The organism is Citrobacter sp. RHBSTW-00859, from assembly GCF_013729795.1.
In the GTDB taxonomy this organism is placed as follows: domain Bacteria; phylum Pseudomonadota; class Gammaproteobacteria; order Enterobacterales; family Enterobacteriaceae; genus Citrobacter; species Citrobacter braakii.
In genome coordinates this window covers 4,502,531-4,522,253 of the sequence record NZ_CP056284.1, presented here as the reverse complement: position 1 = coordinate 4,522,253, position 19,723 = coordinate 4,502,531, and the positions used below count along the sequence as shown (strand labels likewise).

The 19,723-nt window shown below is 49.8% G+C and carries 16 protein-coding genes; 12 read left to right on the top strand and 4 right to left on the bottom strand.

Features of this window, described 5'->3' with window-relative positions; translation table 11 throughout:
* The first annotated feature begins 139 nt into the window (after window positions 1-139).
* Entirely contained in the window at window positions 140-994 is an 855-nt protein-coding gene (locus tag HV302_RS22585) for a tyrosine-type recombinase/integrase (protein ID WP_181626589.1), read from the top strand.
* Between the two features lie 104 nt (window positions 995-1,098).
* On the top strand, window positions 1,099-2,871 hold the full coding sequence (locus tag HV302_RS22580; RefSeq protein WP_124304441.1) for a DUF927 domain-containing protein: 1,773 nt from the start codon (window positions 1,099-1,101) through the stop codon (window positions 2,869-2,871).
* Between the two features lie 60 nt (window positions 2,872-2,931).
* On the opposite strand, the gene HV302_RS22575 is transcribed toward HV302_RS22580, so the two are convergent.
* The 3 genes from HV302_RS22575 to HV302_RS22565 form a co-directional block, all read right to left on the bottom strand.
* The gene (locus HV302_RS22575) at window positions 2,932-4,128 is read right to left on the bottom strand and encodes a tyrosine-type recombinase/integrase (RefSeq protein WP_124304440.1); all 1,197 of its coding nucleotides are present in this window, start codon (window positions 4,126-4,128) and stop codon (window positions 2,932-2,934) included.
* A gap of 994 nt (window positions 4,129-5,122) precedes the next feature.
* Window positions 5,123-7,114 carry a DUF262 domain-containing protein gene (locus tag HV302_RS22570; protein WP_124304439.1) on the bottom strand — a complete coding sequence of 664 codons (1,992 nt, stop codon included), beginning with the start codon at window positions 7,112-7,114 and terminating at the stop codon, window positions 5,123-5,125.
* The gene (locus HV302_RS22565; protein WP_124304438.1) at window positions 7,107-8,501 is read right to left on the bottom strand and encodes a DUF262 domain-containing protein; all 1,395 of its coding nucleotides are present in this window, start codon (window positions 8,499-8,501) and stop codon (window positions 7,107-7,109) included. Before HV302_RS22565 ends, HV302_RS22570 begins: the two co-directional genes overlap by 8 nt.
* 578 nt (window positions 8,502-9,079) lie before the next feature.
* On the opposite strand from HV302_RS22565, the gene HV302_RS22560 reads away from it, so the two are divergent.
* From HV302_RS22560 to HV302_RS22530, 7 genes are all read left to right on the top strand, one after another.
* On the top strand, window positions 9,080-9,955 hold the full coding sequence (locus tag HV302_RS22560; protein WP_016807981.1) for a ParA family protein: 876 nt from the start codon (window positions 9,080-9,082) through the stop codon (window positions 9,953-9,955).
* Window positions 9,948-11,318 carry an SPI-7-type island replicative DNA helicase gene (dnaB-PI, locus tag HV302_RS22555; protein ID WP_004115579.1) on the top strand — a complete coding sequence of 457 codons (1,371 nt, stop codon included), beginning with the start codon at window positions 9,948-9,950 and terminating at the stop codon, window positions 11,316-11,318. The genes HV302_RS22560 and dnaB-PI overlap by 8 nt, the downstream gene beginning before the upstream one ends.
* On the top strand, window positions 11,315-13,015 hold the full coding sequence (locus HV302_RS22550) for a ParB family protein (protein ID WP_016807980.1): 1,701 nt from the start codon (window positions 11,315-11,317) through the stop codon (window positions 13,013-13,015). The genes dnaB-PI and HV302_RS22550 overlap by 4 nt, the downstream gene beginning before the upstream one ends.
* Window positions 13,008-13,718 (top strand): DUF2786 domain-containing protein, encoded by a 711-nt coding sequence (locus HV302_RS22545; protein WP_016807979.1) that lies wholly within the window; start codon window positions 13,008-13,010, stop codon window positions 13,716-13,718. Before HV302_RS22550 ends, HV302_RS22545 begins: the two co-directional genes overlap by 8 nt.
* Before the next feature lie 6 nt (window positions 13,719-13,724).
* The gene (locus tag HV302_RS22540; RefSeq protein WP_006777722.1) at window positions 13,725-14,315 is read left to right on the top strand and encodes a DUF2857 domain-containing protein; all 591 of its coding nucleotides are present in this window, start codon (window positions 13,725-13,727) and stop codon (window positions 14,313-14,315) included.
* Window positions 14,312-14,560 (top strand): ParE family toxin-like protein, encoded by a 249-nt coding sequence (locus HV302_RS22535; RefSeq protein ID WP_004115572.1) that lies wholly within the window; start codon window positions 14,312-14,314, stop codon window positions 14,558-14,560. Before HV302_RS22540 ends, HV302_RS22535 begins: the two co-directional genes overlap by 4 nt.
* Window positions 14,561-14,659: 99 nt before the next feature.
* Window positions 14,660-15,898: an STY4528 family pathogenicity island replication protein gene (locus HV302_RS22530; RefSeq protein ID WP_016807978.1), complete on the top strand. Its 1,239-nt coding sequence runs from the start codon at window positions 14,660-14,662 to the stop codon at window positions 15,896-15,898.
* On the opposite strand, the gene HV302_RS22525 is transcribed toward HV302_RS22530, so the two are convergent.
* A complete protein-coding gene (locus tag HV302_RS22525) occupies window positions 15,885-16,121 on the bottom strand; it encodes a hypothetical protein (RefSeq protein ID WP_134892789.1) in 237 nt (78 codons plus the stop codon). The genes HV302_RS22530 and HV302_RS22525 overlap by 14 nt on opposite strands.
* Window positions 16,122-16,189: 68 nt before the next feature.
* Here HV302_RS22525 and HV302_RS22520 point away from each other — a divergent pair, with 68 nt between their 5' ends.
* The 3 genes from HV302_RS22520 to HV302_RS22510 are packed head-to-tail and all read left to right on the top strand — an operon-like array spanning window position 16,190 to window position 19,496.
* Window positions 16,190-16,915 carry a PFL_4669 family integrating conjugative element protein gene (locus HV302_RS22520; protein WP_016807977.1) on the top strand — a complete coding sequence of 242 codons (726 nt, stop codon included), beginning with the start codon at window positions 16,190-16,192 and terminating at the stop codon, window positions 16,913-16,915.
* 1 nt (window position 16,916) lies between these two features.
* Entirely contained in the window at window positions 16,917-17,471 is a 555-nt protein-coding gene (locus HV302_RS22515; RefSeq protein WP_016807976.1) for a hypothetical protein, read from the top strand.
* A gap of 15 nt (window positions 17,472-17,486) precedes the next feature.
* A complete protein-coding gene (locus HV302_RS22510; protein ID WP_016807975.1) occupies window positions 17,487-19,496 on the top strand; it encodes a DNA topoisomerase III in 2,010 nt (669 codons plus the stop codon).
* The last annotated feature ends 227 nt before the right edge of the window (window positions 19,497-19,723 follow it).

Below are 19,723 nucleotides of genomic sequence, written 5' to 3'. Positions count from 1 at the left end.
AAATCTTCTGTCAGGCGTACATTTATCCTCATACCGAGGCTCACCGGAAATCAGAAACTGAATCTGGTGAGTGAATGAAACTGACAGAAGGAGAACAATGTGAATTTGTCCCACTACATTGATGTATTGCTGAAAATCTATGACCCTGGCTGAACTCTGTCATATATACCTTCAGCATACCAGAGGGTATAAGAAATCCAGCCATACCGATAAGTCTAAGATCTCGAATTATATTGTACCACAATTAGGTGACATAGAGATTTTAGATATTACGCGGCTAAAGATTCAAAGCTATATTAACGGACTGACACATCTTAAGTGTTCAACCCGTAACAGACATCTTAATTTAATCAAGGCGATATATTCATTTGCTGTGGAGTTTGGCTATATGGATATATCTCCTGTGGCCGGAATGCGGACTTATAAAGAGCCTGCATCCTTTCGAAAAACACTTGAACCAGAAGAATTTTCTTCATTAATTCGAGTCCTTAAAGAGGAAATAGTTGCAGAGCCACGCGACACGCTGAGCCTTATTATGATTCTGGCTTTCACCGGAATGCGTCTGGGGGAAGCACGTGCTGGATTGCTTGAAGATGTGAATTTTAAAAGTAATACGCTTTTCTTGAGAGACAGTAAATCTGGAGACTCCAGGCTGGTGCCACTTTGCCGTGAAGCTAAGGAAATTTTACGTATGCAGCAGAGTAAATATGGAGCGACAGGTTTAATTTTTCGCTCGATGAAGGGGGGAATGGTCAGTGAGCCTCGCAGATTAATGGCAAAGCTCTGTGAGAAGGCTGGGATTCGCAAATGCCTCTTGCATGAATTGCGCTACACCGCAGGCAGTGCAATGTTAGCGGCAACTAATAACATTTATGCCGTAAAGGTATTCCTCGGTCATCGGAATATAAAGACAACGGAGAGATATATATCATTCTTTCGCGGCCAGCAACATGAAGATGTTGAAAAGGCGATGACCCTGATGCTGAAATACTGAATGTCGCAGCAGTACATTAGAAATTAACAAAACTGGATACTTTATTCCCTTTTAGAGGGAAGGGTAATCCACAACCTAAAATCAAACCTGATAAGGATTATATTATGTCAAACGTGAACAGCAAAGCAGCAGAATACATGTTACCGGAAGGTTTTACCGAAGAGAATGGTATCGTTTATTTTTGTCATGAAGATGACGATAAGAAAAAAATTGTGTCCAGCCAATTGCTCAAACCTGTGGCGAAAGCCTGTAACCGCACCCGCAACGGTAACTGGCAAATTATTCTGAAATGCACGAATCATAGCGGTGCTGAAGCTGACATAACTATCAGCCTGAAAAAGGCTAAAAAAAATGCTGATTCTGTCATCAGTCAGCTTGCCGGGAAGGGCGTCTTTGTCCAGGACAGCAAACTATTTCTGATGTTCCTGGAAAAGTCCTGTGAGCTGAATTTGCCACTCTACCGCGTGGCTATAAGACCGGGTTTTCAGCCTGAGGAGCTGGTGTTCCAGTTTGGTCCATATCCCATTTTTGTTGCTGAACGAGAGGGGATACAGGATGTGATCCCGAATGAGGATATGGCTATTAATGATGCCATTGCTGTCTCGGGTTCGCTTAAGCAATGGCAGGAACAGATCGCTCAGAAGGTATGCGGTATGGCACCCAAATTGTCGATTCTGGTGGGGCTGAGTTCATCACTTCTCCCTCTGTTGGGCGAAAGTGGCGCAATTTTCCATCTGTGTGGTGACAGTTCGACGGGAAAAACTGCTGCGATCCAGGCTGGAGCCAGTGTGAATGGCCTTGCAGCTGAACCCGGAAGCGGTAGTCCGACCCAAATTCAGCGCTGGAACAGCACGTCAAACGGACTGGAATTACTGATGGTGATGAATAACGGAACCACGTTGTGCCTGGATGAGTTGGGTTCCTTCACCGGCAAGTTTTTTGCTGAGACGCTGTATGACGTTGTTTCTGGAGTAACGAAGTCGAGAATGGACGGCGAGACTCTGGGGATGGCCCGACAATCAACGTGGGTGCAGAATGTGCTTTCAACCGGCGAGTTAACCATTGTAGACAGAATTCGGCAGGAAAAGTCTCCTGTGATGGACGGCATGTTGCATCGCGCCTTGTCTATTCCTGTCACGGCAGAGGATTCCCGTGGCGTGAATGAAGAAATTGATGCAGCCCGACAGCGCATTGGTGAGATAAAAACCAGCCTGCTGACCTTCCATGGTAGTGCTGGTTATGAATTCATTCGTTGCCTGACGGGCTTTGCCGATGAAGAGGGTAAGTATTTTGACTGGAAAGCGACCTCTGATTTTCTGAAAGCAGACCTGGATGTCATGCTTGATGAGATGAAACGACGTTTACATGCAGGCCTGATCACCCTTAATTCTGTTGAGTGCAGGGCTCTCCAGCGTTTTGCAATCCTCTATCTTGCAGGCGCGCTGGCGTCAGAGTGGCAAATCCTGCCATGGGAAAAAGAAGAGATCGCCGATGTGGTTTACGTAGCTTTTAACCGTTGGTTGCATAACTATCGTTCTGATGCGGGCCGTAAGCAGAACGTCCTGATTACCGTTCAGAACTTCATTGCAGTGAGCCGGTCAAAATTTATTGATGCGAAAATGCCCTGTTTTGCGTCCCGTAAAACCGATACTACTGGGTATATTCTAAATGACGGGAGCTATTTGATACTGCCGGACACCCTTGAGAAACTTGGCATGAACTGGGGCTTGTCTGCGAAAAAACTGGCCCGCTTAATTGACGAAGAAGGTTATCTGACCCGCCCGGAAGGCGATCGTCTGACGACACGCCGGACCATACAAAAAGTGAACGTGACGGGGTACTGCTTATCCGCCGAATTTGCCACAGCCAGTTTCTGAATTCTTAATCATTGGATTCCACAGGCCGCCCGCACAGGCGGCCTTTCCCATTTTTATTGATTAATCACATGGCCCGGAAAATGCCAGTGCATTACCAATATGTTGCTCAATCAACTGGCCGGTTGCTTTCAGCCGCTGCGGATGCAGATGAGCATAGCGCTGTGATGACTGAATGCTGCGGTGTCCGAGCTGGGCCTGGACGTCATATAGGGTACCTCCCCGTGAAACGATTAATGCGGCGACCGAGTGCCGACAGGTGTGAATACAGACCTCCTCATCGTAGATGCCTGCCCGTCGGATAATGCGCCTGAAAGCTTTGGTGACATTGCAGACCGGTTTACCCGGAATTTTACCGCCAAACATCCATACATTGCCGCCGAAGCGGGGCAGCTCATCAATCAGCTTTACCGCCCAGTTGTTGAGATGAACCAGTCGCCCTGAGCCGTTCTTGGTTTCCGGTAGCCACAGCGTTCCCTGTTGCTTATTGTAATGTACCCATTTTGCCAGCCTCAGCTCGTCACGCCGCAATCCGGTCAGCAGTAGTAAACGAATATAAATCCCGACTACACGGCTGTTGTCCTCACTGGCAGCCTCGAATATGCGCCGGATTTCCGTTTCCGAGAAATAACGCTGGCGGGCGTTATTTTCACGCAGAAGTGGGATGTTTGCCGCCGGGTTCACCGTCACCATCTCATGATGCAGTGACCATCTGAGGAGGGCCTTTAGCAGAGCAATCACCCGGTTATTGGTGGCGGGCTGACAGGTTTCGCAGAGCGATGACTGAAGATGGGTAACGTGACGGGGCGTAATTTCATTAAGCAGCAGATTTCCCATCACTGGGGCTATATGGTCGCGAAAGCGCTGCTCATCCTTGTTCCAGCTCTTTTTATGCAGCTTTGCCCACGGGAAATAATACTGGCTGAAGGCTTCCTGAAGGGTAGGAATGGCCCGGCATTTGTCCCGCTCATAACGCGGGTCAGTGCCGGTAGCTATCTGGCGTTTCATCTCAGTGGCAATCTTTCGGGCGACAGTGACATCAATCTCCGGCCAGTGACCGATGCTGATAGCACGTTTGCGGCCCTGCCAGAGATAGCGCAGGAGAAACTTCTTCTTACCTTCTCCCTTACCAACCAGACATTTGAGCCCGCTGATTTCGGTATCGCTGTATTCCGCTTCACGGGAGGGGGCATCAGGTTCATTAGGGGGCAGGCCATCAATGAGGCGGTGAGTAAACTTAAAACGGCGTGGTGTGGACATGCAGAAGTCTCCTTATGCAGGGGTGATTAATACGTTAGTGAGGTCAGAAAGTGAGGCAGGGAGGGAAGAGTCCCGTGCCTCAGTGTGTTATGCGAGCCGTGGCAGAAAAGGCAGCATGGCTATGAACTGGCAGTGCAGGTCATGGATTGTGGGGAAAAGGAGAATCGACATTCTCCGGTCTGTTTCTGGTCTCCCCCGCAACTTGCCCGGTGGAATTTCTGGAAACGGGAGGTGAAAAAACGTTGCGCCATAACGGTTTGACGGGTAATTCCCCGTTTCCCCGTGAAAAAGATGCAGGGGTAGCATTTAATGAAAGAGACTGATAGTAAATTAGCGAAGAGATATTCATGACTAGTAATAAACAATCCATATGAATAATATATAAGTGAATGTATATATGAAATCGGCTATTGCTTTCACTGATAATTATGAGTGATTTTAATTTGTTTTTATTAATTGATGTGAATGTGATTGATAAAAATATTAATCACGCTAAGTTTCCACGTTTACATGCATAAATAATATAAATCATTTCTTGGCAGCCATTGAATTTATTGAAGATTTCCTATGAAATGATTTCTCTGTTAGAGCTATCTTTTGGTGTTTTCTTTATGGTATCTATTCAACGGGATTTTATTAAGGATTATAAAATCACGAGGTGAGAATAGTTTATCTACGAACTGTGAAAATTAAACGGGAAAACGGGAAATTTAAAGAAAAGTGTTAGTATACAAGGAATGTGTGAATCTCTGTGGCGGGAGAACAACGGGGAAATTGCGGGAAAGGGACGGGGAAAGATTCTGTAGTGATGCGGATCAGATGTTTTCTGGTTTGCTCTTGCTCATACCGTGAACAGCGTTAGTGTGGTGAGCATCGTTTGCCAAAAGGATAGCAAGCCATGAATCAAGCCTGCAATCAGGTCGAGCTGTCACCAGATTTTAATCTGATGAACAGCCCCGTTCTGGTAAACGTTCCTGACCTGTATTTAGGTATGCTATTCAGAATTTTTTCCGTAATGCTCTGTTAGCAACTTAATCATCGCGTTTTTATGATTTTTAATATTTTTTTCAGTCCAACCCTCATCAAAGTTAGTCTTGGAGCGGAAAATAGCTCTCAATTTTAACGAGTCAAATCGAGGTTTGGCTTCAAAGTCTGCTTTTTTCTTTGCGACTGATTGATTGCTATAAGATGAATTATCTCCAGGGCTCAATAGCACTAGGTTACCAAAAGAGTTTAAAGGTGTTTCAGTGAGTCTATTACCATATTCTTCTTGCTGTGGGTGAACATGTTCTACGGAGTTTTTAGAAGTAATACGATATTGTTCAAATTTGATTAGATCTTTTTCTGGCAGAACGGTATTATTTAATGATTTCCATAGTATATATTCTAGTTTTTGGAACCAATAGTGTTCAAATCCGATACCATGCGATTCGTTGAAATATGTTACCAGCTCATCCCAGGGTTTAGTCTTAGGTTTTAACCATTTAGCCTGTTTAAAACTTGCCTCTTTTTGGCTGTCTAATGCAAGAGACATTCGATTATCAATGCGTTCAAGTATCCGACATGCGCGTTTATCTTCTGTGCCGCCAACTTCTCTACGAATCAGTGATGCAATAAATGGTGTTAACCAATATTGCGCACTGCGTTCACCAGTAAAATTACGAACACTTTGCAGCATTACCAGGTCACTTAATGGTTTAGGAGACCGGTTTAAGTAGTATTTCCCTTTGGAGATGCTACGAGAAACATTAGCTAATGCAAGATGCGCATCTAGGTTATCATCCTTTTCGACCCATTTAACAACCCATGTATCAAACTGGTAGCGTACTTGCCAAAGCATTTCTATGAAATCTTTTACTGTGCATTCATCGGAATTAATAAGTGGCTCAAAGATTTCAAGTAACCTATCACTATGCAGTCTTGGAATGATATCTTTTTGTTCATTCAATGCAAGAAATACACGATAAGCATGAATAAGTAACAAAGGGAAACCAATGATTGAACGACAATATACTGTCTCGATATCCAACTCATCTGATTCCAATTGTTCTGGTACTGTGTCCTCTGGAGTAAATTGACTCTCAATTTGTTCAGCAAGTTGAGCAATGGATAATCCTGAGTCATTTTTTTTCGTTGGTTCTTCAGTAATAGTAAATTTATTTAAACTAAATGTAGAAAGCTCTTGCGGTTGAATATTTTTCCAGTCAGCTTTTTTAAATGTTTTTCTAACATTTCTTTCAAAGTAGTTTTCCATATGTTCACAGGAAACCCAAATTGCTTCATATTGCGATTTATGTGTTTTAATTCGCTTTAGTAATTTTGCCTTTAAAATGTCTGTTTGCTCTAACTGAATGCCGGTTGTATTCATCGTGGCAAACAAGCGATTTAAATCCATTTGTACGGGAACAACATTATTTACCCATTGTACTTGGCTAAAAATATATTTTCCCAATAACTCAAAATTTTGCGCCGATTGCTGTTTAAGCTTAGCGATTTCTTTGGTTAAAACAGTTAGCGCTATATCTAGTTGCTTAAGGTAGTGGTTTTGTGCAATCGATTCATCAGACGGTTTTTCAAAGGATTTTAGTCCAGCAAGACTTCCCAATAAATTCTGGACTTGCTCTCGAATTGCAAACTGCAACCTGGGTTTATTCTCATATACAATCACATCAGTCAAAAGAGTCTTGCTACCAGCAGTCTTAAAAGCAATAGCAATTAGCATCAAAGTTGTTGTGCGTTGCTGACCATCAATCAGTTCATATATTTTATGAGTGTTTTGTTCCAGCAAGGATGAAAGAACAGTGCCAATGAAGTAATTTTTGTCGCCAGCAAAGCAAGCATCTTTAATATCATTAAATAGCAGTAATACGTCATCATCACTCCAAACATAAGGGCGTTGATAGCTTGGGATTGAAAACTGATAGCCTTTATTAAGCACAGTTTCTAGTGTTAGAATCTCCGTTTTAACACCTTGTTCCTTATCCATTTCTGACCTCCAGGCCTTTTATATATTTATCAAAATTAGGACCGAATTGTGTTTTAAAATTACTTTGACTGATTGATAGGTCAAAATGCTCTATCACGCGTATAACAAAGCGTTTTTTGACAGTGTTGTCATCCTCGCCGAGTCCATTGCTATTCACCTTTAAGTCAAAACCATCCAGCTTCGAAAAAAGTTGTTCGACCGTAAAACTTGTTGCAATCCAGTCAAGTACTGGTGTTTCTTGTATAAAAGCAGGTATTGACCTTTCTTTTACGGCGGTTTGGTTCTCAATGCGACGCGAATAAATAACCCTAAATAGCTTTTTTGCAGCCACTTCTAAATTTATTTGACCAAACTGACTTATATAAAGCAATAGTGCAGTATCCAGTAGTTGTTTGAGATAACTACAGCCTTCTAGTTTGCAAATGAAATGATTATAAAAATCACTGAATCCTTTTAGTGTTGAGCTCATTTCACCGTGCAGTAGATAAGTTTGACGAAGTTTTTCAAAATACTGAAGGTAGTGAATAGTATTTACACCACTATTGAGAGGTTGCCTTAAATCATATCCCACTTGTGCTTGAGATAAACTTTCTGTGCCGCTAGCTGAATAAGTACGAGTGATGCGACCAAAGGCAGTATCTTCTCCCTTACCCGTGTTTTCTGCCAACTCATTGACAATGCAGTTTCTAATTAGCGCCTTCTGGTTATGCAGCGGATATTCTCTAAAATGCAAATACTGCCAGTAGCGCCCTCTAACCAGTAAATCAACAATATTAGACAAATCACCGAGTGCTTCCCAACGCCTGGCAAAGCGATCAATGGATAGCTTATCTTTTTCGCCAATTGCTCGCAGATGGTGTGCTTTGATGATTTGATCGCCATTCAGACGTACACCTCCAGTATTTTGAGTTTCAAAAAATTGGTAGGCTTGATCTTCAGAACGAGTGATGACTAGTGAGAACTGCAATAGATTAAAATCAATCAATTCTAGCCACTCGCCAGAATGCTGTTTTAACCAGGCAAGATTATGCACTATCTGCCGTTGACTAATTGGTGAGTTATAATGCATCGAAAAATCAGTAAATTGCCCATTAAGATGAGCCATTAATGCTAAAGTGGTCAAGCGTTGCTGACCGTCGATGATATTAAGGCTCTCACCATCAGCATGCAAAATGACACTACCTAAATAATAGGGCATAGTGCTTGAATGGGCTTGGTGTTCCGCTATATCCTTTAACAACCTCGCGATTTGCCTATCTTGCCATATATAAGGGCGTTGATACTCTGGTATAGAAAAATTGCTGCTGATTGTGTCACATGTACCGGTTTTAATTTGTTTACCTGTAAGCAGGTCAGCTACAGAGCATATTGCTACACTAACAGTCACATGAATTCCTTCTGAATGTAGATCTAAGACATCGCCCCGATGTCTTAGCTGAAGCTTTATGCAGGTAAAGCACCAGAGATAGCCCACAAGTTCTCAATCTGCCATGGGCAGATTCGATTTTTTGATTCATATTTGTTGGTATCATGATACTAAGTATGTGAAATCTCAAGCATCATAGGGCCACACAAAAGAAAGCAATGATGCTTCACTCTCCCTGACCGGACAAAGACCGGATGCTGCCTTGCTGTGATCAATTCACCAGCAGGTATACCGGCAGGAAATAGTGTTTATTGGCAGCGTGAAGACCAGCAGAGGTTGGTACAGTGACCGGAAGAGTAAGTTGTCGCTAAAGGGAGATACTCAGATGGGGCTCAAGAGGTAAAGCAGCGACATTAGTGGTCAGAATGACCAGAAATCTACCAGAATCCCAGAAAGCAAAAACCCAGCCATAGGCTGGGTTCTTTAAATAGTGGTGCCCGGACTCGGAATCGAACCAAGGACACGGGGATTTTCAATCCCTGAGTCAAAGTTAATAGTTTGTAAACAGGCGTATTTGCATACTGTAAAGAGTGTGCAAAATGAAAATACTTCCCGTTATCTCTCCCAAAGGTGGAGAAGGCAAATCCACGTTTGCTGCTTACCTTGCCGGTTTTCTTGCCGATGCCGGCCTGAACACCCTTCTTGTGGATGCAGACTATTCCCAGCCCACAGCCAGCAGTATCTTCGCGCTGGAGCATGAATCCCCTTTCGGTCTCTATGAATTGCTGATGCAGATGGTCAGTGACCATACGCAATGCATTTCGCAGACCGCCATAAAAAATCTCGATGTCATCTACTCTAACGACCCGGACGAACTGTTGCCGACCGCGATGCTCCACGCTGCAGACGGCCGTCTGCGCCTGCGTAACATACTTCAGCATCCTTTCTTTAACCGTTATGACGTCATTATTGTGGATTCGAAAGGCGCAACAGGCGTCATGACCGAGCTTTCCCTCCTTTCCTCTACCGGTAATGTGATGGGCGTTGTTAAACCCATCCTTCCGGATGTCCGTGAATTTATCCGCGGCTCCCTTCATATGCTTACCCGCCTGAAAACCTATGAAAATTACGGTATCCGCCTTCCTGATATTTCCATTCTCGTCAACTGTATCGAAAACACTCTGCTTGACCGTGAAGCAATGGACGGTCTTGCCGCCATCATTAACGAAAAACATTACGACGCCTCTGCGCTGGGCAACCGTGACGTTTATCGTTTACTCGATACCCGTATCGAGGCGCTGGATATTTTCAAACTGGGGCACGTCAAGCAGCAGCCCGTGCATCGTCTGGAATACAAAACACGCCGCAAAGGTCCGGCCGCAGCCGTCACCATGCACGACCTCGCGTCTGAACTGTTCCCCGAGTGGCAGAGCCATTTCAGTGACGTTCTGACCCGGGAGGTGCGTCATGTCTGAGATGATGATGCCCTGCTCTTATGAGGCTGAGCAGGCCGTACTGGGCGGACTGATGCTTGATAACGACCGGTGGGATGAGGTGATACTGCAAATCTCCCCGGAAGATTTGTTTTCCCGGCCGCACCGTATGGTCTTTCGCGTGATGGCCGAGCTGGCCGGAGAAGGGCTACCGCTCGATCTCATCACTATTACGGAACGGCTGGAGAACAGAGGCGACCTTGAACAGTGTGGCGGCTTTGCTTATCTGGCTGAAATGAGTAAAAACACGCCGTCTGCAGCCAATATCCTGGCATACGCCGGGGTGGTGGCGGAGAAAAGCCGCCTGCGGCAGCTGATGACTGTGGGTAACAGTCTTCTTTCCGATGTGCAAGCCCCGAAAGCCAGCTCGGCGGGCATTCTTGAGTCGGCCGAAGGTAAGTTGTTTAACATTGCCGAACAGGGAGCCATGCAGCTCAACAGTGAGACCGGTGTTAACGAGGCGCTGGATAAACTGCTGACGCAGCTGGAAAGCATGTCCGCCAGTGACGGCCTCACCGGGACACCGACAGGGTTCAGTGAACTGGACGCGATGACCTGTGGTCTCCAGCCCGGCGATCTGGCCCTGCTGGCCGCCCGTCCTTCCATGGGGAAAACGTCGCTGGCCATGGCCGCCTGCACAGCGGCCGTGAGCGCAAAACCTGACGATCACGTCTTTGTGTTCAGTCTTGAAATGCCCTCAGAGCAGCTGATGATGCGCCTGCTGGCGATGGAAGGCCGGGTGGAACTGTCCCGGCTTCGCAGCGGCAACATGGATGATGAAGACTGGGCTCGCGTGTCCGAGGCAACCGGTCGCATTATTGAGTGGAAAAACCGTCTGATCATTGATGATACCAGTTACCAGACCCCGGCCACACTGCGCGCCCGCGCCCGTCGCTATGTCCGCAAATACGGCAGACCCTCTCTCATCATGCTGGACTATCTGCAGCTTGTCCGCTCCCCCGAGCAGGAAAACCGCACGCAGGAAATAGCGGAAATTTCCCGCTCGCTTAAGGCGCTCGGTAAAGAGCTGGGCTGTCCGGTACTGGCGCTTTCCCAGCTCAACCGCCTGGTGGAGCAGCGGGCCGATAAACGCCCCAATAATGGTGACCTGCGTGACTCCGGTGCGCTGGAGCAGGATGCGGACCTCATCATGTTTATTTACCGGGATGAGGTTTATAACCCCGGCACCCCTGATGCCGGGGTGGCTGAGATCATTGTCGGCAAGCAGCGGCAGGGGCCAACCGGCACGGTAAAAGTCAAATTTGACGGGCGTTACACCCTCTTTTCGGAGTTTCAGGAAGGCAGCTATGACTTCGGTTACCGCAGCGGGAGGAAACAGGCATGAGCCGTAAAAGTTCTAATGTGGGGGCTGCCATGCTGCAGCCCGGACGCCAGTCGCAGGCGGCCGGCAATATCAGCGTCATGCCGGCGGCTGAAATGCCCATGGTCCTGACGCTCGACCAGTTAAGCCCGAATCCTGATAATCCGCGAACATCACGCAATCCGCGTTATGACGATATCAAGGCTTCCATCCGTTCGCGCGGGCTGGACACCGTGCCCAAAGTCACCCGTGACCCGGATGGTGAGCCCGATATGTACATCTTCAGCGACGGGGGTAATACACGTTATCAGATCCTGTCAGAACTGTGGCAGGAAACCGGAGAAGACCGGTTTTTCCGCGTCCATGTGTTGTTCAAGCCGTGGCCGGGACGGCTGCAGTGTGTTATTGGCCATCTGGCAGAGAATGAAGTGCGCGGGGAGCTGAGTTTTATTGAAAAAGCGCAGGGGATCCACAAAGCCCGCTCTATATATGAAGAGCAGATGGGAAAGACGGTTTCGTTGCGTCAGTTGTCAGAGCTACTGACCCGTGAAGGTTTGCCAGTCCATTACTCAACAGTCAGCCGTATGGAAGATGCGCTGAAATATCTTTATCCGTGGATCCCAGACCTGCTTGAGTCCGGGCTTGGCAGGCCACAAATAACGTCACTGCTGGCGCTCCGGCATGATGCGGAACGCGTGTGGGATGAGTTTTGCCTGATTTCAGACACAGGCGATAAATCCTTCAGCGACGTTTTTGGCCAGTGTTGTGGCCGTTTCAACTCCCCGGAACTGTGGTCTCTGGAGATGTTTCGCGATGAATTTATTGGTGATTTACTGCAGGCGTTACCCCATCCGGAACTGGACTATGACCGCTGGATGATGGAACTCGATCCTAAAGAACGCAACCGCAGACATCACTTTGGCGAGCCGGAGACGGTTGCCTTTCCCGCCGCAAACAAGTCTGTTAATGCTGATCACGCCCTGCATACCACAGGCTCAGATGAGAGTGAAGGCGTCCCGCTACCTGTCTCCAGTTCACGTCCTGAGGTCTCAGGAGGGGCTGTAACGCCCGTTCCGGGTAATGCGTCTTCTCCTTCTGAAACACCGATTAATGAGCCCCCTCGGCATGAGGTTCAGCCAGATATGTACGGTGCCGCGCCGGTTATTTCAGGTGAGAGTGGGGATGTTAGCGGGCTGGTTACCCTCTCCGATGGGTACGGAGAAGAGAATGGTGGAGAAGAGGACAATGGGGAGGATGGCCTGCTTTCTCTTTTAACACCAGAACCTGAAGTTGTCCTGCAGGATGACGCGCCGGTGAGTAATGACAGCATCTGGCATGTGCCGGCCCATCAGGACGATATCGAACACCTGCAGAATACCGCTTTTCGTCTGGCATGGGAGCTGGGTGAGGTCCTTGGCTGCGAAGATGAAATTCTTCCTCAACGCGACAAGGACATGTCTGCCGGTTACGTCGGGGCAGGTGAGGTGTGTTCTGAAGCCGCCGCATTTCTGCTGGGCCTGACCGGCGAAGCGCCTGTGCTGCATCCGGCGGCAGGGGTGTGTGGTCTGCCGGAGCTTTTCACCGGCGGCCCGGGTGAGGGGGAAGCACCTGCCCTGACAGATGAAGATGCTCTGAAACTGCTCCGCCTGATGCGCGTTATGCGCCGTCTCCGGGAGCTGCAACGCGGTCTGAAGTACGGGGAGGATAACAGTGATGAATAACTCACAGCGACAGTTGCGACTGCTGAATCTTGTCAGGAAACTGCTGAAGCTGGGCCGCAGCAACAGTAATGCCCATGAGGCAGGACTGGCCCTGCAGCGTGCCCAGAAGCTGATGGCCAGATACGGTATCAGCGAGCTTGATGCCGGCCTTACATCCGTGCGCGAAGCGTCTTCCCGCACGGCCCCTTCGGATGCTGAAAAAGTTCCGGAATGGATGGTGACCCTTGTCCGGGGCGTCTGTCATGCCTTTGGCTGCCAGGCTTATTACTCATGGCGTCAGACCTCTGCCGGGTATCGCCGTTCGGTAACCTTTTACGGATTCAGTGAAAAACCTGAGATAGCAGCCTATGCCTTTGATGTGCTGACGCGCCAGCTGAAAGATGCCACAAATTCTTATCTCAAAACCCAGAGTAAGCGGCTGAAACTGGCCACACGCCGGGCGAGAGCGGAGCAGTTCCGTGACGGCTGGGTATGTGGGGTGCGTGAGGTGATATCGGCAACTGACATCAGCAGCGAGGAGCAGCAGGTGATGAGTCACTGGCTGGAAAGCCGCAGTATGAAAACAGTCACAACCCGTGAACTGAAAGCCTGCCGCGGGGCGGATACAGCACGTTATCAGGGGTATGAAGCCGGACAAAATGCCCGTCTTCATCAGGGTGTCAGCGGCCGGGGTCCGGCAGCCATTGGTTACCGTCAGGATTAAGGGGGAATGATGAACAGTTTATCTCAGGCTGCAAACGGATTATTGATGCAGCTGGTTATGGATCTCAGAAGTGGCTATCTCCGCCGCTGCGAATCGCTGGGACTGAACCGCGAGGAAATGCAGATGCTGCAGGGGCTCTCGCTCGAAGAGCTTCACTACCTTTCCGGCAGTGAGGTGTCGATCATCAGTGTGGGCATCAATCACGGCAATCTGGTGCGCATGCTACAGCAGGCCCGGACGGAACAGAAACGACTCCAGCGTATCGATCGGGCGCTGGCGCTGGGCGGCTCCATTGAACTGATGGCCAATTACTTCGGGCTCTCCAGTACGGACGTGGCGGCCCGCCGTCGCATTGCCGGTATCGATGTCCGGCCGGGGCGCGGTAACGCACTGGGTGATGAGGAAAACGCCGCCCTGTGGCGTCAGTGGCAAAAGTCCGGCGTTGAAGACGCGGAAAGTGCTGACGGGCTGGACGTAATGATGCTGGCTGCAGAACAGATGAACGTCTCGCTGACGTCGGTCTGGCATGCCGTCCGCGGCTGGCACAAGACCCGGCAGCCTTCTCCGGCCCGAACGCCGGTAAGGAAGACGGCATGAAATACAGAATGGTTGCGCCGGGCCTGCGGGCTCCCCATGGTACGCCGCCGCAATGCTGTCAAAAGGCGTTACGTCAGGTTCGCCGTTTCCGGCAGGGGGCGCGTAATTACACCCGGCTCGATGAGAAAGGCTGCGGTTACTACAAAATCGATCTCGGCCCGTTCTGGCGTCTGCTGAGTCGCAACGAAGGCCGGACATGGCTTCTTCTCAGCCACGAACGCTATAACAGCGCCATACGGAAATAGCAGCATGACAGCCTGTTTACCCTGCACCCGTACGCGGGTGCAGTACTAAGCATACTGACAGTTCAGAACGGCCGTGATGGCGGCCGAAAAGGAAAAATAATGAGTCTGCCTGCAGAAAGCCTGATTGCTTATACGCTGGATAAAATGAATGCCCGCCTTGCGGCCAGTCCCCGGCGGGATGATGGCAGGATACGTAACGGCCTGCTGTTTACTGGAAATGTGCATGATTCCATTCCCCGCCGGCTGTTGCTCGACACGCGGTTGTCACCACTGGACAAGATGGGCTGGATGATGATCCGGCTGTATGCACAAAATAATGAGGGGGCGGTTTTCCCCAGCTATGACGAACTGCAGCTGCAGCTTGCCTCACCCGGAAAGGGGAAAGCCTCAAGGGAAACGGTAAGCCGCGTCCTGCTTATGCTGCGAATAACCGGCTGGCTCAGCCTCTGTAAACGCGTGCGGGATGATAAAGGGCGGGTGCGGGGGAATATCTATGCTCAGCACGATGAGCCCCTGACGTTCAGCGATGCGGAAATGCTCGACCCCCGCTTCCTTGATACGGTGGCGGATGCCTGCCTGAGTAAAAACCGGACTATCAGCCAGACCGCCCGCGAAGTGCTCGACGATATAAAAAACGACCCCACCATGCGCCATTATCGCAGCCATCTTGCGCTGATCGAATCGCGTCTGGACCGCCCACAGACGCCCAGCCAGATGGCGAAACATCATCACCGAATACCCTGTCCCGCACCGGGTTCGGAAACCGAACTCAGTCATAAACGGCCAGGAATCGCCGCTAAAAAACAGGGTTCGGATACCGAACTCAGTCCAGAAAGGCATAACAACTCACTAAGTTCGGAATCCGTACTGCCAGTAAAAACAGTCAGTTATGGCCGGGTTCGGAAACCGAACCATTACGTACGTAGTATCACACACAGTGTGAATAAAAATACGTACGTACCGGGTAAACCTGTGCTTCCCGACAGTCTGCATGAACTTGTTCCGGCAGAAGATATTGCCATGCTGACCGCACAGCTGCAGGCGTTGCCTGAGGAGCAGGCACAACTTGTGCTGCTCAGCCTGCAAAAGGTGATGGCACGCCAGCAGCTCAGCAACCCGGTAGGCTGGTTGCTGGCCGTGATGAAGAAAGCGCGTGAGGGCAGGTTATACGCGCCCCGTCAGGGTGGCGATATATCTGACAGTGTCGGGCAAAAAACAGTTCAGCGTCCCGAACAGCAACAATGGAAACCCGAACCACGCGCCTCTGCCCGCCCGGTATCGGAGGAAAATATCAGGGATCTGGTGAAGAAAATTCGGGAAAAAATCATAAATTCATGAGATTGCAGATTTTTACAGGCAGCGGCGCATGAAGTCTTGCACTTTTGTCAGCAAAAATGCTGGCTAAAAAGTGAGCGCTGTTGCCAGTGGCAACACTGACTAAAAAGTAAGCACTGTTGCCAGTGGCAACAGTGCTTAAAAGCCAGGCAATATTTCTTCGCCATAAAAGAGATGAAGGTCCTGCAAATTTGTAATGGTGACGATCTGATTTTAAGTTGTTCATATACCCCTCTCGCCCGGACTATCTCAAGCGTGTCAAAACTCATTACCCACTAAAGAGAGGCGTTAGACATGTCTGATGGTAAAACAAAGGGCGGAACGACCGCTTCACGAGCGGGGGCCCTACAGTCCTCTGTTAATATCCTGCTCCATACACATTATGCAATCCGGCTTTGGGAGGGCAGGAAACGTGATGCTCCGGACGATACAGGGGTGAAAAAAAAGAGGCCTGAAATAATCAGCATGCCGCAAGCCATTGCGCGAGCTGGTAATGCTTCCCGAGACTCAGCGGCAGATAATCCCTATGCCGATATGGCTCTGGTACGGCTCGAAGAAGCCCTGCAACGAGCAACACTTAAAATTAATGAAAACTTCAGTTCACTGGATGCCATATTGTCAGCCGTACCCAAAGGGGTAACGCTCTCGGAAGTTGAATCAGCCGATCCGTTAAATGTCAGCGTTTTCAGCCGTTCACCGTTAGGATACCGGTGCGTATGGCTTCTGGTTGGATATGATCAGTTAGCAATGAAAGCTTTCCAGGCTTTTCATTACGGGCTGATTTCGCGTTCGCAACGTGACACTATCCTGGACAATGGTGGCCATGCTGTTCGTCAGGTCTATGGCGTGATTCAGCCTTACCGAACACTTGCAGTGACTCGCCGTGATATTGCAGAAAAAACCACGCAAGGGCTTGTTGCCATTGAGCGAAATGGCGAACCTGATCCGGATGTGTTAAGCGGTAAAAAACGCTCTTCGTTCTCACCTCCGCTTAAAAACAACATAGCAGAGGAGGAATAATATGATTCGTCCTGTGTTCCTCCTCACCTCCTTCTTTTTACTGAGCGGATGCGCAACAACGGACTGGGCTGCGATTAATAAACAGGTCAGTGACACAGCCGCAAACCTGACAAAAACGTTGGGCGGCAACAGCAGCGGAGAAAGTGGCGGGATGCCGCTGATGAGCCCGGCAGGGCAACAGGCCATGCAGTCCGTCGATAAAACGTTCTCCGTGCCGGTCGATGTGGATACGGCAGCGGCCCGCTTAAAGCGGCACTATAAATTCATTTCCACGCAGGAGCTTGAGTCCATGCGCCAGGCAGCAAATGACGGGGACTGGAAAGCGGCGGCTGAAGATGATGCGCATCCCGTCTGGGACGCCATGCCGGGCAGCTACTACAAAATGGGCTCCGACTGGAACGGACGTGATCACCTGGATATCGAAATCGAAAAAAACGGGTCCGGCAGCAGGCTCTATGTTGTCTATCGCTCATCATCATCACAGCGCCTGGCCCGGTCCGGCGTCACGAAACTGATGAATGATGTCCGCGCTGTTGCGGCGGGTGAAAAAAGCTGATGCGGGAGGCAACACATGCAACTCTTTCTGTGTGAAAAACCCTCCCAGGCAAAGGATATTGCCCGCGTGCTGGGCATCAGCAAGCGTGAGCAGGGATTTATCAGCGGCGGTAACATCGTTGTGACCTGGGCGGTCGGCCATTTACTCGAAACTGCCAGCCCTGAAGCCTATGGCGAGCAGTATGGCAGGCCGTGGCGTGCCGATGTTCTGCCTGTGCTGCCTGAGGCCTGGAAAATGGTCGTCAAGGAGCAGACAAAATCGCAGTTCACTGTTATCAGTAAGCTGCTCAAAAAGGCCTCTGAGGTGGTCATCGCCACCGATGCCGACCGCGAGGGCGAGGTGATCGCGCGTGAGCTGCTGGAATACTGCCGCTACAGTGGCGCGGTACGCCGGCTCTGGTTGTCAGCCCTGGATGAGGCCAGTGTGAAGGAAGCACTGGGCAATATTCTTCCCGGAGAAAAAACAGCCCTGCTGTACGATGCCGGCAAGGGCCGGAGCCAGGCTGACTGGCTCATCGGTATGAACCTGACCCGCCTTTATACTCTCAAGGCCCGTGACTCAGGGGTGTCAGAAGTGCTGTCCGTCGGGCGGGTACAGACGCCGACGCTTGCCATGGTGGTTAACCGGGATAATGAAATTACGTCCTTCGTGCCAAAGCCCTGGTGGCAGGTACATGCGCTTATTGAAAAAGAGGGCGTCCGGTTCCGGGCTGGCTGGGTGCCCGTTGAGCAGTACTGTGATGAGGAAAAGCGTTGCATCAATCCTCAGGCTGCCCGGGCGGTGGGACAGCTGTGTCAGCAGCAGGGCAGGGCTGCGGTACTGGAGGTGACACAGAAGCGGGAGAAAACGGCGGCACCCCTCTGTTTTGACCTGGGCACCCTTCAGCAGGTCTGTTCCCGAAAATTCGGCATGGGCGCAAATGATGTGCTCGCCATTGCTCAGTCACTTTACGAAACCCACAAAGCGACCACCTACCCCCGTACAGACTGCGGTTTTCTGCCAACTTCCATGCAGCAGGAAATATCCGACGTGCTGGCGGCAGTGGCGAAATCCGATCCGGCTGTGGCCCCGGTACTGAATCAGCTGGACAGGCAGTTTGTCTCGCGTGTCTGGAATGACAAAAAAATCACCGCGCACCATGCCATCATTCCCACCCGACAGGCATTTGATTTGTCACGCCTCAGCGCCGATGAGCTGAAGGTCTACCAGCTGATTCGCCAGCATTATTTCGCCCAGTTCCTTCCGCTGCAGGAATCTGACGTGACGGAGGCCTCTTTCAATATCGGTGGACAGCTGTTCCGTACACGCGGGAAAGTCGGTGTGGTGACGGGCTGGAAGTCATTGTTCCTGGCTGAAAAAGATGACGATGAAGAGGACGTCGACGGTGACAGTATGGCGCTGCCGGCGCTGGCAAAAGGGGATATTTGCGCTGTCACCGGTTCTGAGGTTAAGGATATGAAAACCAGTCCGCCCAAACCGTTCACGGAGGGGACGCTGATTGCTGCCATGAAGAACGCGGCCAGTTTCGTCAGTGACCCGAAGCTGAAGAAAGTGCTGCGTGATAACGCCGGTCTGGGCACAGAGGCGACGCGTGCGGCCGTGCTTGAAACCCTCTTCAAACGACACTATCTGGAGAAAAAAGGGAAGCACATCCACTCAACGCAGATGGCCCGGGAGCTGATTGCGGCCCTGCCGGAAACGCTGACGAGCCCGGGCATGACCGCATTATGGGAGCAGGCACTGGATGATATTTCGCAGGGGAAAATGTCGCTTGCGGTCTTTATGCAAAAGCAGCTGCAGTGGACCCGTCACCTTGTCGAAAAAGGCCGCCAGGACAGTGTGAAAATTACTGCTCCCGTCACGCCTCCCTGCCCGTTATGCAAAGGACCCCCGCGTAAACGTAAAGGTAAAAATGGTGATTTTGGGGGGTGCATACGCTATCCGGACTGTGAGGGAATTATCAGTACAGGTAAGAAGAAAGCAGCGAAGCGTAAAAAAACATCGGTTAAGGCTAAAACAGAATAATCCGCGCAGTATTGAACTATTTCACTGTACAACCCCGGGCCGGGTTCTGCTATTGTTGCCAGGCTTTGATGCATAGGTGCCCCGCTGGCCACGGTGCTGTAAGGTAAACTTTAACGGGATTTACCCCCAGCAGGCCTGGCAGGAAGTTATTGCACACTAACTGACCTGTAAGACGCATGCACTCCGTGAAAACCGCGTCGGGATTATTCCCCGGAGACAGATGAGAC